Genomic DNA, 15,144 nt, shown 5'->3' on the forward strand with positions numbered 1-15,144 from the left:
AAGGCCGTTGATCTATCATTTGCCTCAAGCACAACAAAAGAATAAAGATTATTGGCTATACACTTACAACGGTGTATGACACTTTACAAGCATACTTTTATTGCCTACTTTATTCAAAAAGTGCTTTGAATAAAGTGGTTTAATTTACCAAACAGCATACGATTATCCGCCATTTTAAGGTTGTACTTATGATAAAAAGAGAGACAATTCCAGACAGTATTGATCCAAGCCTAGACTTGGAAATGATTCGTGCAGAATGCCTAGAACTGGTCAAAAAACGTGCCTATTTTTCTGCAGGTGCAGCCATCATTCCTGTGCCGTTCTTAGACGTTGTCATTGATGTGGGCATCTTGTCGCAACTGATTCCAGAAATTAATGCACGTTTTGGCTTATCTCCTGAGCAAGTCAGCGTGTATGATCCTGAAACCCGAAAAGTCCACTGGAGCGAATTGCGTAAACGCGGTGTGGAATTTTCAGGCTTAGTCGTGGCGCGTACTGCAGTAAAAAAATCCCTGAATAATGTCGCAGCCAAGTACATCACCAAACAAGTCACCAAGTTTATTCCATTGGGTGGACAAATGGTGGCAGCAGGTTTGGGTTATTTTATTATGAAAAAAATTGCCGAAACGCATGTTGAAGAAAGCTATAAACTGGCAAAAAGCATTCAGCTTAAACAAGCCAAAGTTGTGAATGCTTAATTTTTAAACTAAACAGGCTCAAATTCAGCTAACTTAACACGCAGTCTTTGCATCCTCGAGGCAGATTATTCTGCCTTGAGTTGTTTCAAGATGGTTCTTAAAATTTCCAAACGTGCTGCATTTTTGTCATTACTCGGAATGATGTGCCACGGTGCATATTCGGTACTGGTACGTTGCAGCATATCTGCCGCTGCCACCAAATAATCATCCCAACGGCTACGGTTGCGCCAGTCTTCATCTGTAATTTTAAAACGCTTATGTGCGGTTTCCTGACGTGCTTTAAAACGCAGCTCCTGCTCATCTTTACTAATGGCTAACCAAAATTTGATGACGACAGTTTGATGATCATTTAAGTCTTTTTCAAAACGGTTGATTTCGTCATAAGAACGCTGCCATTCCAGTGGGCTAATCAAACCTTCTACACGTTCTACCAATACCCGCCCATACCAAGAACGGTCAAAAATATTGATTTTTTCTTCAGGCAGAATTTTCGTCCAAAAACGCCACAAATAAGGACGACTGATTTCAAAGGCTTCTGGCGCACTAATGGTGTAAATTTCGTATTCACGCGGATCCAGTTTTTTTACAATCCGTTTAATCGCGCCGCCTTTGCCTGCTGCGTCCATTCCTTCAAAAACAATGCTGACATTACGGTTATCTAAACGCAGTGCATCTGCCACTTTTTTCGTGAGTTTCTTTAACTCTGCTTTATAGTCATCCTCATTGACCGATTCAGATACAGGATTAAGCAAAACTTCTGGAATTTCTGCAGCTTGCCAAGTGATGCCCGAACTGGTCGGATGCACAGGACAATGCTCTAAAGCACGTAAAATATGCTGTGCAAATTGTTGATCGCGGATGGTTTCATCTTCGCAATCAATCATAATCCAGTCATCGGTAAAGCGTTGGCGCAGCTTTTGCAAGCTGTCATATTGCTTTTTATTGCGCCAATCCAAGCCGTGCAATTTATGCCAATGCACTTCGCTCGGTTCCATATCATCTAGTCGTTTTTGTAGTGATTTCCACGATAAATCGAACCAGATTTTAATGACATCCACATGGTTATTTTTTAAGTCTTCTTCATAGGCACGCATTTTTTCGACATAGTTATCAAACATGGTGTCATCAATTTTTTTAGACACATGCATGGCTGTGCTTAATAAGTCACTATACCAATTGCCAAACATCACCATAATTTGACCTTCGGCAGGAATAAAACGTGCATAAGGCTGCCAAAGTGTCTGTTTGGGATTAAACGGGTGTGGCGCATCGGCTTTTACCCTTAAATAACGCGGATCGACCCATTCCCTAAGTTGTTTGACCGACTCTCCTTTCCCCGCCAATTCAATGCCGCTCACTAAAATCAGCAAACTTTTGGCATTTTTTTCACCTTTGGTATTTTTTAAAGCATATTGGGCTTCAATTAGCTCGACTGAAAGTTGTTCTTCTTCCATGAGTTTAAATTCAGTATGTGCTTGTGACATCATCTACCCTATTGTTGTGTTATTTAAGCTCTGCTGATCATTCGTCTATATTTACGATATTAGAATGAGCGACAGACTTTGATCAGTATACGAATATCGACCCATTTTTTAACAACTTTTCGCGTATTTTTGTAGATTAATCTCACACACTGACCTTTGCCGTTTGGAATTCTGTGTAATTTGTCATAGCGACGAGATCAAACTCACATTAAGATTTGCCCATTCAACTCAATAATGAGACACCCTATGTCTAAACTTGCTGCTTTAGATGAGCTGTTAGAACTGTATTATCAATTTAAATATCATAAAAATCCTATGCTTTTTCAACGCTTACAAGATGTTCAAGCATGGCAAAAACAGCGTATGCAACGCACCCATGCCACACAGTTTGCCGAAAAGCACAATGTCTTGATGGCTGAATATTTTTTAAACCGCTTATATGGCGGTCCAGATTTTGACGCTTTGGCAGGTCAAATTGCTCGCCTACTGAAATATGCACACAAAGCTGAAAAAATCATCCCTGAAAATGCAATAAAAACAGGGACTTCTGGGGTAAGTCTGGCGATTTTGGCAGTGCAGTTAGATGAACAAGTCGCGATACAATTGCTACAGGACTATCCTGAAAATATGCCTTTAAATGATGAGATGATGCGTCTGACTTATTTAAAGCTCGATCAGGGCGAAGCACGCTTAAAACAATTAAATATGTTGGATGAACTGGGTAAAAACCTAGATAAATATATGCGCTCTTTTGTGGTCTATACCGCTTTTAAAATGTGTAAAGGCGCGGCGCAAAAATACAGTTTTCAAATTATGTATGAGTTTATGCAAGATGGCTTTTTAGCCATGAAACCATTAAAGTCCGCAGAGAAATTTGTGAAGCAATTTACTACCACAGAACGGGAAATTATTGCCAAAGTCCATGCAGGTGATTTACATCCATTTTCATAATCCCAATGTGTGAAATAACCAACACTTATTCAGCACACTTACGCTATCTTTGGTTTTTTCTGTATATTATTCATAACAATTGCATGATGATTACTGTACAAGTGCTTAGAATCTGTCATCATGCATACACTGCAGCCTTAAGCCTTTTTATCCTGAGGAGTGACTCCAATGTCGAATGAAAATCAAACGCCTACCGCTACTCCCGAGTCGGCACAACCAACAGACAAAGTGAGTCCATTCTTAACCGAACCTCTACCGCAAGGCGCTCCACAAGGTCAGCAACAATCTTTAGAACAAAAATTAACGGATACACCTGTTACGGGTTCAGTGCCAAAATATAATTTGCCGCGCGGTGCCAACACAGGCAATGTCGGTGCAACCACACACTTCGGCTACCAAACCGTCAGCAGTGAAGATAAAGCCCAGAAAGTCGCAGAAGTCTTCCACTCGGTTGCAAGCAAATACGACATTATGAACGACTTAATGTCATTTGGTATTCACCGCTTATGGAAACGCTTTGCGATTAATATGTCAGGTGTACGTCGTGGTCAGCGCGTACTGGACATTGCAGGCGGTACGGGTGACTTAGCCAAAGTCTTTAGCCGTGAAGTTGGCCCTACAGGTCATGTGGTACTCTCAGATATTAACGAATCTATGCTGAATGTTGGCCGTGACCGTCTAATTGATGCAGGCTGTACCAATGTCGATTTCGTGTTGGCGAATGCCGAAACTTTAGAACCATTTGAAGACAACAGCTTTGACTTACTGACTATTTCATTTGGTTTACGTAACGTGACCGATAAAGATGCAGCTTTGGCAGCGATGTACCGCGTACTCAAGCCGGGTGGTCGTTTATTGATTTTAGAATTTTCAAAACCAGTATTTGAACCGTTCTCAAAACTCTACGATTTATATTCATTCACAGCATTGCCAATCATGGGTAAAATTGTCGCAAACGACTCAGAAAGCTACAAATACTTGGCTGAATCTATTCGTATGCACCCAGATCAACGCACCTTAAAAGGTATGATGGAACAGGCAGGCTTCCAAAACTGTGATTACCACAACCTGACTGGTGGTATTGTTGCCGTTCACCGTGGTTTTAAACTCTAAGGCGTACCGCAATGTGGTCAATTCTCGCCCTTGGTGCAGTTGAGAAACTGATTCATCATGTTATTGATTTGGATGCGATTACTCGCATCCAGCTCAACCAACTACACGGCAAAATGTTGCGTGTGGTGCTCGATTCGCCACAGCTTTCTGTAGATGTCTTTTTTGATGACAACAAAGTTCGTTTAGAACCTACTGCAACAGGTCACAGCGAGCAGCCTTCTATTTTTGAGCAACGCCCGTTTGATCAAGCGCAAAATATCAGCCCCGCAACGGCCACTTTGCATGTTAAAAATGTGGTGCAATTGCTCAAACTGTTGCTATCCGATGAAGTGGGCAATATTCCCCTACAAGGTGACTATCATCTTTTACAAGATATTCAGCGCATTATGCAGCAGGCTGAACTAGACTTGGCCGCACATTTAAGCCCTTGGATTGGTCCTGCTTTGGCTCATGAAGTTGGCAAAATTCAGCTTGCACCCAAGCATTTAAAACGCAGTCTACACAGCCATTTGTTCTTTGCTGAAGATGCCCTAAAAGAAGACAGTGGTCTATTTGCCCCACGCTGGCAAATGGATGACTTACAACAAGACACGCGCATTTTTCAACAAAATTTAGACCGCGCCGAAGCCAAAATTCAACAGCTACAAGCGCAGCTTGATGCACAGCCAGATACCGCTTCTGACACCTTAAACTCCACTCAACCCTAGGGAATAAGTCTTTATGATTCCGCACGTTTCACGTTTACTCGAACTTTGGCGCATTGCCGCGCACTATAGACTCGACACGTTGTTTCCTGCGGAAGAACTACCAGAAAAGGCACGTCATGCGCTCAGTTTTATTCGCATGCACCCTGCGGCTTGGTCAAGTAAAGAACGTAAAAACCCGCTGAAGCTCAAAGAAGCTTTAGAAGAAATGGGACCATTGGCAATTAAACTTGGGCAATTGCTGTCTACGCGTCGTGACCTGATTCCGCCTGAAGTTTTACAGCAATTGGTATTGCTACAAGACCGTGTCAAACCGTTCGGTTCTGACGTGGCACAAATGCGAATTCAGCAATCCCTTAAGGCAGACATCAACACCCTGTTTGCCCGTTTTGATGAGCAACCTTTAGCAGCAGCCTCTATTGCGCAAGTCCATACCGCTGCCTTGCATGATGGTCGTGAAGTCGTGGTTAAAGTCACCCGCCCCGATATTCGCCAGCAAATTCTACAAGATTTTGAAATTTTGGAATGGCTCGGCGCAGCACTGGAAAAACGTCTGGAAGCGGCACGTGCTCTACATTTATCTGAAATTATTCAGGACTATCGTCAAATTATTCTCAACGAACTGGATTTGACCTTAGAAGCGGATAACACCCGCCGCATGCGTCACTACTTTACAGGCTCAAGCATGATGTATGTGCCTGAAGTCTATATGGACAGTAAAGATGTAATGGTGGCAGAGCGCATTACAGGCGTGCCAATTTCCGACACAGCAACCTTTGATCGTTTGGGTATGGATCGTGCCGATTTGGCAGAAAAAGGCCTCACAATTTTCTTTACCCAAGTGTTCCGTGACAACTTTTTCCATGCCGATATGCACCCTGGCAACGTCTTCGTGGAAACCATCAATCCGAATAATCCGCGTTTTATTGCGCTAGATTGTGCGATTATGGGCGAGCTGTCCAAGCATGACCAAATGACCGTAGCGCGTATGTTGCTAGCAGTGATGAACAGCAACTTTATGCAGCTGATTCAAGTCGTACATCAAGCTGGCTGGATTCCACCAGGCACAGATCAAGATGCCTTAGCCCGCGAAATGCGTCGTACTGTCGGGCCAATGGTGTCTAAACCGATGCACGAATTGGACTTTGCAGGCATTCTGATTCAGGTCATGGATATTGCACGTCGTTTCCATTTGGAAATTCCACCGCAATTGATGCTACTCCTGAAAACATTGGTGCATGTTGAAGGCTTGGGCACAGACTTATATCCAGAACTGGATATCTGGAAACTGGCAAAACCAATTTTAACGGATTGGATTAAAGCCAATATGAATCCAGTCAAAAATGTCAAAGAAATTGGGCAGCAAATTCCCGACCTGTTACTGGGTGCGCAAGACTTACCAAGTTTAATGATTGACAGTTTAAATGGTTTAAAAAACCAATCGGCTTGGCATTCCAAACAATTGCATGAATTACAAAGCATGCGTCTACAAATGGAACATCAGCAAAAACGCAGCTGGATTTTTGGCAGCATTATGGCCATTTTCCTCTCCATTGCGATTATTGCACCGTGGTATGTCTCTATTGTTTTAATCGCGTTGGCAAGTTTCTTGGCGATTTGGCGTATAGCTAAATAAAGCCACATTGCTTGATAACAAACTGATTAGACGATAAAAAAATTAGAAAGCCTGTTTTAAAGCAGGCTTTTTTATCACGCTGATTTTCTCTAACTCATCCTAAAAACTACCGCATGACTCATCAGTCACCAAATGATGCCTCTCGCCATTGTTGCAAAAATCACCACGCCTACAATTAATGCACATTTGTAGCGTTATAGATCAAGCATGACTCAGCTTTTGCATAAACGTGCCCCTGCACTCAGTATTCGCGCAGGACATCTGGCACGCCAACTGATTGAACAAGAAGGCTTACATGCCCAACACGTCGATATTATTCCAGGTGCAGCAGGCGGCCCCAAAGGTATTGGCATTCAAGGCTTAGACCAAGCTATTTTTGGCGAGTTTTTTGCCCAAGCCCCAAAGCGTCGTACTGTGGTCGGTTCTTCAATTGGCAGTTGGCGCTTTGCCAGTATTTTGGCGTGGGGCGCAAAACAAGGCACTGAACGCCTGTCCGATTTATATACCAACTTGTATTTTCATAAAAAAATGTCGCGCCAAGAAGTCGCTGAGATTTGTCAAAATATGCTGTTTGAACTGATTCAGGGACAGCAACAACAACTGATTCAGCATCCTGACTATCACCTCACGGTCATTTCCGTCAAAGCTCAACATATTTTCCAAAGTGACCAAGCCTTGCCTTTGCTAGCATCTGTGGCTGGAATTATTGGTAGCAATGCCATTGCGCGCAAACATAACCGCTTATTTATGCAACGCGTCATCAGCCAACCTGCGCAAGGTCAGCAGTTTATGGTAGAGGATGATTTTGTCACCCATTACCAAGCCCTGAATGAGCAGAATGTCGCACCGTGGCTGCTCGCCTCAGCGTCTATTCCCGGGGTGATGTCTGCTATTCGTGACATTCCTGATGCGCCCGTGGGCAGTTATCGGGATGGTGGCTTAATTGACTACCATCTAGATTTACCTTACCAAAGTCAGGGCATTGTGCTGTACCCACACTTTACCGACAGCATTACCCCTGGCTGGTTTGATAAAATGTTGAAGCATCGTAAAGCCAATCCTGAAAATCAGGCCCGGACACTCTTGCTATCACCTTCGGCAGAATATTTAAGCAGCTTGCCTTTAGGCCGTTTGCCCGATCGTAAAGACTTCACCTTAAAAGGTTTAGATCAGGCACAGCGCATTCGCTTATGGAAACAATCGGTGGCAGAAAGTCAGCGTTTGGGCGATGAATTTCTGGAAATGGTGGAAAAACAAAACTTCCCTCAATTTATGCAAACGCTTTGACAGTACAAATCTGGCAAGATAATTTAGGTAAATTGTCTTGAATCACGTACACTATAGGGACGATGCAAAATCGTGCGCTCAGAAAATAGCGTCCATACAATTTAAATTAATTTTGGTGAACAACTCATGAATAACTTGCAATGGCTCGATGAAGTAAAATTTAACGAACAAGGATTAGTGCCTGCCATTGCACAGCATCATCAAACAGGACGTGTGTTGATGGTGGCGTGGATGAACCGTGAAGCCTTGGCACTGACTGCCGAAAAAAATCAGGCGGTGTATTTTTCACGTTCACGCAATAAATTGTGGCACAAGGGTGAAGAATCTGGACACTTTCAAACTGTGCACGAGATTCGTCTGGACTGCGATGCCGATGTGATTATCCTGCAAATTGAACAACATGGTGGAATTGCTTGCCACACAGGGCGTGAATCTTGTTTCTATCGCAAACTCACCGCCAATGGTTGGGAAATTGTAGATGCACAGCTGAAAGACCCGAATCAAATTTATGGTGAACAAGCCGCCAATGCTCACACCTTAGCCATGAGCCAATCAAAGGCACAAGCTGAACAGGTTGAAGTTTTGGCTTATTTAGGGCAAATGATGAGCGAGCGCAAAACCGCTAATCCTGACTCATCTTATGTAGCCAAGCTATACCATAAAGGCTTGAATAAAATTTTGGAAAAAGTCGGTGAAGAAACCGTGGAAGCAATTATTGCCGCCAAAGATTTCAACACCGAAGCCAATGCCAACAACAAAAATGACCTGATTTATGAAGTGGCCGATTTATGGTTCCACAGCATTGTCATGTTGGGTTATTTCGATATTGAACCGCAAGTGGTACTGAATGAATTGGCTCGTCGTCAAGGTTTATCAGGCTTGGTTGAAAAAGCCAACCGTAGCCATTAACGCGAAAAGCCAACCCTGATCTGTGTCTGTAATCACCAAGCCTCGCCCGACCTATGAGCAAGCCACTGCTATAGATAATGCACGTCTGGGCAAATCTTTTAAAGTGATTGCCTATGCAGGTACAGGTAAAACCACGACCTTACAAATGATCAGTGATGCCATGCCAGAACGGCGTGGCATGTACTTGGCATTTAACAAAGCCATTGCCGCAGAAGCACAAAGTAAATTTCATCGTCAGGTCGATTGTCGTACATTTCACTCGCTTGCATATCGCAGCGTTCCACGTGGAGTCACCGACAAATTACGCCTACCCCGTTTAAGTCCAAGTTTTATTGCCAAAGAGTATCGTTTAGAACCGATTACCCTTAGACGTATGATGGGCGGACGCTATGAAAAATATGTGTTGATGCCAAGTCGTTTAGCCAGTTTGGTGGCCAATGCCGTGAGTCATTTCTGCTCGACCAGTTCGCAATACCCTGCCCCACGACATTTACAAGCACCCAGTTGGTTGCATCCAGATGACATCGACACCTTACAAAAGCATCTTTATCCTGCGGTAGAACGACGCTGGTTGGAGTCAATTGACCCGAATCATCAGGCAGGCATTGGACACGATATTTATCTGAAACTTTGGGCCTTGTCTGAACCCAACATTCCTGCCGATTATGTGCTGTTTGACGAAGCTCAAGATGCCGACCCGCTCATGCTGGGCATTTTACTCAAGCAACGTAATACTCAAGTGATTTATGTGGGCGATGCGCATCAGCAAATCTATGCTTGGCGTGGTGCAATCAATGCCATGCAGCAATTACCTTTGCCTGAATCACGACTGACCACATCGTTCCGTTTTGGTGAAGAAATTGCCCTGACCGCCAATGCCATTTTAGGTGGGCTGAATGAAACCGTGCCACTCTTGGGCAATCCAGAATTACATTCCAAAGTGGTCAACAAACCGCATACCAAAATGCGTGATGCGATTTTATGCCGTACCAACGCCCGTGCCATGGAACTGCTACTGGCAGGTTTAGTGCATGGCGATAAAGTCAGTCTGCAAGCCGACCATGTGCGCTTAAACCGTTTTGTGGATGCTGCCGCGATGCTCAAACAAGGCAAACGTGTGACCGACGTTCCAGAACTGGCATGGTTTAACTCTTGGCATGATGTACATGAATATTGTGAAACCAACGATGGCAGCGACATTAAACCTTTGGTCAAACTGGTGGATGATCATGGTACTAATCCACTCAAACGGGCGTTGGCAAAAATCACCCCAATTGACCAAGCCGACTATATTATTTCGACAGCGCATAAAGCCAAAGGTTTAGAATGGAATCGGGTACATATTGAAGACGACTACCAATTTAAACTGAACGACAAAGAGCATAAAATTAGCGATGAAGAATTAAGATTACTGTACGTGGCATGCACACGTGCTAAAGTCAGTTTAAATATTCATCATATTTACGATTTGGTACAACAACTGAAAATAAAAATGCCGACATCGTTACGCAAAGCGGTGGGGTAATTGCAGCAGGTGCGCTATGAAAATTACATCGGTTCATTTCAGACACATCACCCATTTTGCAGACCTAAAACTCGAACTCAATTATCACGACCTGCCCATTACGCTTATTTTGGCAGACCAAAGCGCGGGTAAAACCTCGCTGTTACGATTTAGTTATCAAGCACTGACTTGGTTTGCCGCTCGCTATAAAGACTTACGCACTGCGGGTTTGGTGATGCAAGATCAAGATATTTTGTTCAACCGCTTGCAAGCTAAAATTGATGTTTGTGTGGAAATTCCAGCAGAAATAGGCAGTTTGGCAGAATCAAGCAACACGCAAATTGAAAGCACCCAACATTGTGACTGGCAATTATATAAAACCCTGAATAGTAGCGGCGTAGGAGTAAGCAAAGCAGAAACCGCCAAGCTTGAAAAAATGGTGCAGCTCTATCAACACGCCATTAAACATGACCCGATGCAAGGTCTACCGCTGATTGCCTACTACCCTGCAGAACGCTTCGTGAATGAAGTTAATTTACTCAATAAAAATAATCCGCTGATTTTACAACCTGGACATGCCTACGAAATTGCTGCGATTCCATTCACGACATTTACTCGTTTTTTTGAATGGTTGCGGGAAATTTCCGATATTGAAAATGCCCAAAGTGCGCAGCTTTTACACAAGCTATATCAGCAACAACAAAGCGAACTCGCACAAACCCTGAATCAGTCCTTATTGCATGCCTATACCCAAATGCATGCACCGAGTTTACAAGCACTGAAAGATGCCTTACAAATCGTGCTGCCTGAAATTGAAGACCTATATCTACAACATCTGCCTAAATTACAACTCATGGTGCGCTGTCAGGGCAAAGATATGCTGTATCAGCAATTGTCGAACAGTCAGCGCAACTGGATTGCTCTGGTAGGCGATATTGTACGTCGCCTCTGTTTGCTAAACCCAAACAGTTTGTATCCGTGTCGCGAGGGAGATGGTATTTTGTTGATTGACCAGATTGATCATCAGCTCGATCAACAACAGGCCGCACAAATACTGACCCGTTTACATCAAGCTTTTCCGCGCTTACAAATTATTGCCACAGGCAACCGCAGCGAACTTTTGGAACAAGCGGAACGCTTTCAATGTTTAAAACTGGAACATCAACAGCTGCATCCCATCGCATGGCAAAGTTTACAACCGCAGTTTGCAGAAATTTATGCTGATGTGCTAGAAACCACTCACACGACAGAAGACGTCAGCCTACAAGAACAAAACCCAACACAATTAGGCACGGCTGAAATTTTGCAGCAGATTCAAAACCATTTAACTGCCGAACAAAAACAGGAATTGCTGCAACGCTTACAGCAATTGGATAGTGAGCCAACACCTGATCAATTGCCTGAATCTTAATTGCCGAAGTCTTTCAAGGCATACTTGGCCAAAAAGCAAGGAAATACTTTATCCCGCATATAACAGACGGTATATAATGACTTTGCTGTATGCAAAAAAATTGATGTTGTTTTATTCATGTAATAAAATCAGATTAATTTTGAACTTTTATAGTAAAATCCGATTTTGCTGTAGTTTTTAAAGTTGCGCAATACAACTTTTTTTATACCTTGAATAGTGTCTATTGACCTTTCAAACACGGTGAATGCTGTAAAAATGCAGCAGATGCAGATCAACTTCATCCATAGTTCAACTAGGTTGTAGATTGACGCATCTAAATATTTTTAACACAGCTTTAACCAAACCAAGCACAACCTTATTCGCTGCATCGTCAGCGAAAGATCAGCATATTTTTTGCTGCTTGAGCCGCCTAGCCATGTAAAATTATTTTTGCATGATCTTGTTTTGAGTTTAAGTTGCGACAATACGCTCATCAAAACAATAGACTACGTGTTTACTGACACGACTGATTGGCTTTCAAGATTGAATCTTTTGGATGGTGTGTTGCTGTCCTGTAATCCTTGGAAGATAAGATTCATCCTTTAGGTTTTCAACCTATTCACGACAATGGATATGAGTGTGCTACCGATTATTATATTGTTACCGTTAGTACTGGGCACAACCCTTGTCTCGTGGCTGAAACAATTTTCACGCGGGGTAACGGCTTTAGGGGCGATTGGCGTCAGTCTGAGCAGTCTTATTCTGCTCCTGACTCAAGCAAAAGCAGTCTTTAATGGCGAAACGATCATTCAAACATGGTCTTGGCTGCCACAGTTGGGGATTGATTTAAGCTTTCGTCTAGATGCGCTTGGTTTATTATTCTCCTTGCTGATCACGGGGATCGGCACACTCATTTTTATTTATGCCTATTATTATTTAAGTCCACAAAACTCGCTCAGTAAACTCTATGCTCTCCTCATGCTGTTTATGGCTGCCATGTTGGGAATTTCGCTCTCCAATAACCTGATTTTGTTGCTGACTTTTTGGGAACTGACCAGTATTTCCTCTTTCTTATTGGTGGGTTATTGGAGCAATTACGAGGCAGCACAACGCGGCTCACGTATGGCACTGACCATTACAGGCATGGGCGGACTCGCCATGCTCGGTGGTTTTGTGTTATTGGCGCAAATCACAGGCACCTATCAAATTGACCAAATCTTAATGATGACTGAACAAATTCAAAGTCATCATTTATTTGTACCAACTTTATTGATGATTTTATTGGGTGCATTTACCAAAAGTGCGCAATTTCCGTTTCACTTCTGGCTACCCAATGCCATGGCTGCACCCACGCCTGTTTCTGCCTATCTACATTCGGCAACGATGGTCAAAGCAGGGATTTTCTTGCTGGCGCGCTTATTGCCAATTTTTGCAGGCGCAGCGTTATATCACAACCTAGTCACCTTTATTGGTCTATTTACCCTGTGTATGGCAGCATTCTTTGCCATTTTCAAAGAAGATTTAAAAGGCTTATTGGCGTATTCCACCATCAGTCATTTAGGTCTGATCATGTGCTTACTCGGCATTGGTTCACCGTTAGCAGTAGCTGCTGCAATTTTCCACATCATCAACCACGCTACCTTTAAAGCGGCCCTGTTTATGATTGCAGGAATTATCGACCACGAATCAGGCACACGTGATTTACGTAAACTTAGTGGCTTATGGCAACTATTACCCTTTACCGCCACCCTCACTATGATTACCGCGGCCTCTATGGCTGGCGTACCGTTGACCAACGGCTTTTTGTCCAAAGAAATGTTCTTCACTGAACTGGTAGCAAACTTATCTGGCCCTGTACTGTTGGTTTCTGCAATTGTTGCGACACTGGCGGGTATTTTTGCAGTGGCCTATTCAATACGTTTGGTACACGGCGTTTTCTTTGATGGTCCAATTGGTAAAGATGTCCCAAACAAAGAAGCTCACGAACCTCCGTTTGGCATGCGTGCACCCGCAACTTTATTGGCTGTTTTATGTATTTTAGTCGGCTTGATGCCTGCCTTATTGGTCGAGCATATTGTCAATAGCACGACTCGTGCCAGTACCCAACTGTCGCAGTTTGAAGGCACACATCTGGCAATTTGGCATGGCTTTAATCTTCCCCTGCTGATGAGTGTTATTGCACTGCTTGGCGGGATCATTTTCTATTTCTCGCTCGCCAAAGGTGGAAAAATCCGTGAAATTGACCTCGACCCACATTTAGGTCAATTCCAAGGCAAACTGCTGTTTGAATTATTCTTAAAACATTTGCTACAAGTTTCACGCAAAATCAAACGTAAAACCGAAAATGGTTCACTGCAAAGCTATTTGGTGTGGATCATTGCTTTTACGGTATTCATGGTCGCGCTACCATTATTCAATCAGGGATTAACAACTGGCACACGTGAACTCACACATGCGCCTATGATTGCCATTGTTTTATGGTTATTGCTGTTCTCTGCCTGCTGGATGATGCTGTGGTTCCACCATGAGCGCATCAAAGCTGTCTTAATCAGCGGTGCAGTTGGCTTGGTCGTCACCATGATGTTTGTCGGACTGTCTGCTCCCGACTTGGCACAAACTCAAATCACGGTTGATGTCGTCACCACTGTTTTATTGCTGATGAGTCTATCGCTGCTCCCACAATTGACCCCGTATGAATCTAGCCGTTCACGTCGTTGGCGAGATGCCTTCATTGCGATTGGTGGCGGCATTGGTATCGGCTGGATTGCGTGGCTGGTTATGACTCGCAACCACAATTCAATTTCATGGTTCTTTAATCAGCAATCCATTCCACTCGGTGGCGGAACCAACGTGGTCAACGTCATTTTGGTGGACTTCCGTGGTTTCGATACCTTTGGCGAAATTACCGTCTTGGGCATTGCCGCGATTGGTACGCTGTGTTTAATGGATGGTATGCGTGCTCACGGCACCATCATGACGCAGGGTTTAACTTATCGTTTTAATCCTTCACCGTTGATGTTACGTATTACCGCCTCATGGATTTTACCTATCGCCCTTGTGGTCAGTCTGTATATTTTCTTGCGCGGTCATAACTTACCAGGTGGTGGCTTTATTGCAGGCTTAATTACCGCAATGGCGCTGATTATCCAATACATTGCGCTTGGTCAAGATCAGACCGAACAAATGCTCAAAGCCAAATCTGGACGTTTATACGAAATTTGGATTGGTATGGGTTTAAGTATTGCAGGTCTGACAGGACTTGCCGCATGGTTCTGGGGACGTCCATTCCTCACCAGTGCACATATTTATGTCAATCCTCCGATTATTGGTGAAATGCACCTCGCTTCGGCTGCCTTATTTGATGTAGGCGTGTATGTCACAGTGGTTGGCGCAGTAATGTTGATGATTTCTGTCTTGGGCGACTCACGTCACTCAGGCATGTCTGGCCCACTTCCAAAGGAGTAATGC

11 protein-coding genes are annotated in these 15,144 nt (G+C 43.6%); 10 read left to right on the top strand and 1 reads right to left on the bottom strand.

Going from position 1 to position 15,144, the window contains the following annotated elements; all coding sequences use genetic code 11:
* Positions 1-188 precede the first annotated feature (188 nt).
* Positions 189-698: a hypothetical protein gene (locus FTT71_RS04530; protein WP_218944916.1), complete on the top strand. Its 510-nt coding sequence runs from the start codon at positions 189-191 to the stop codon at positions 696-698.
* Between the two features lie 65 nt (positions 699-763).
* Here FTT71_RS04530 and FTT71_RS04535 read toward each other — a convergent pair whose 3' ends face one another.
* Positions 764-2,182, bottom strand: coding sequence for a phosphate--AMP phosphotransferase (locus tag FTT71_RS04535; RefSeq protein ID WP_131261094.1), 1,419 nt, complete (start codon positions 2,180-2,182; stop codon positions 764-766).
* Positions 2,183-2,428: 246 nt separating this feature from the next.
* Here FTT71_RS04535 and FTT71_RS04540 point away from each other — a divergent pair, with 246 nt between their 5' ends.
* From FTT71_RS04540 to FTT71_RS04580, 9 genes are all read left to right on the top strand, one after another.
* Complete coding sequence (locus FTT71_RS04540; RefSeq protein WP_004975910.1) at positions 2,429-3,133, top strand: hypothetical protein; 705 nt, start codon at positions 2,429-2,431, stop codon at positions 3,131-3,133.
* A gap of 168 nt (positions 3,134-3,301) precedes the next feature.
* Complete coding sequence (gene ubiE / locus FTT71_RS04545) at positions 3,302-4,246, top strand: bifunctional demethylmenaquinone methyltransferase/2-methoxy-6-polyprenyl-1,4-benzoquinol methylase UbiE (protein WP_180160731.1); 945 nt, start codon at positions 3,302-3,304, stop codon at positions 4,244-4,246.
* Between the two features lie 11 nt (positions 4,247-4,257).
* Positions 4,258-4,953 carry an SCP2 domain-containing protein gene (locus FTT71_RS04550; RefSeq protein WP_180060885.1) on the top strand — a complete coding sequence of 232 codons (696 nt, stop codon included), beginning with the start codon at positions 4,258-4,260 and terminating at the stop codon, positions 4,951-4,953.
* A gap of 13 nt (positions 4,954-4,966) precedes the next feature.
* Positions 4,967-6,586 (top strand): AarF/ABC1/UbiB kinase family protein, encoded by a 1,620-nt coding sequence (locus tag FTT71_RS04555; RefSeq protein WP_179988492.1) that lies wholly within the window; start codon positions 4,967-4,969, stop codon positions 6,584-6,586.
* A 207-nt stretch (positions 6,587-6,793) separates the two neighbouring features.
* Positions 6,794-7,873, top strand: coding sequence for a patatin-like phospholipase family protein (locus FTT71_RS04560; RefSeq protein WP_131261096.1), 1,080 nt, complete (start codon positions 6,794-6,796; stop codon positions 7,871-7,873).
* 126 nt (positions 7,874-7,999) lie between these two features.
* Positions 8,000-8,782, top strand: a complete 783-nt coding sequence (hisIE, locus tag FTT71_RS04565) for a bifunctional phosphoribosyl-AMP cyclohydrolase/phosphoribosyl-ATP diphosphatase HisIE (protein WP_004975893.1) — start codon at positions 8,000-8,002, stop codon at positions 8,780-8,782.
* A gap of 22 nt (positions 8,783-8,804) precedes the next feature.
* Positions 8,805-10,307, top strand: coding sequence for a UvrD-helicase domain-containing protein (locus FTT71_RS04570; RefSeq protein ID WP_004975892.1), 1,503 nt, complete (start codon positions 8,805-8,807; stop codon positions 10,305-10,307).
* Positions 10,308-10,323: 16 nt separating this feature from the next.
* Positions 10,324-11,697, top strand: coding sequence for an AAA family ATPase (locus FTT71_RS04575; RefSeq protein ID WP_154321107.1), 1,374 nt, complete (start codon positions 10,324-10,326; stop codon positions 11,695-11,697).
* 606 nt (positions 11,698-12,303) lie between these two features.
* Positions 12,304-15,141 carry a monovalent cation/H+ antiporter subunit A gene (locus FTT71_RS04580; protein WP_180160732.1) on the top strand — a complete coding sequence of 946 codons (2,838 nt, stop codon included), beginning with the start codon at positions 12,304-12,306 and terminating at the stop codon, positions 15,139-15,141.
* Positions 15,142-15,144: the final 3 nt, after the last annotated feature.

Origin of the sequence: Acinetobacter sp. YH01004, from assembly GCF_013420455.1 — a bacterium.
Classification (GTDB): domain Bacteria; phylum Pseudomonadota; class Gammaproteobacteria; order Pseudomonadales; family Moraxellaceae; genus Acinetobacter; species Acinetobacter towneri.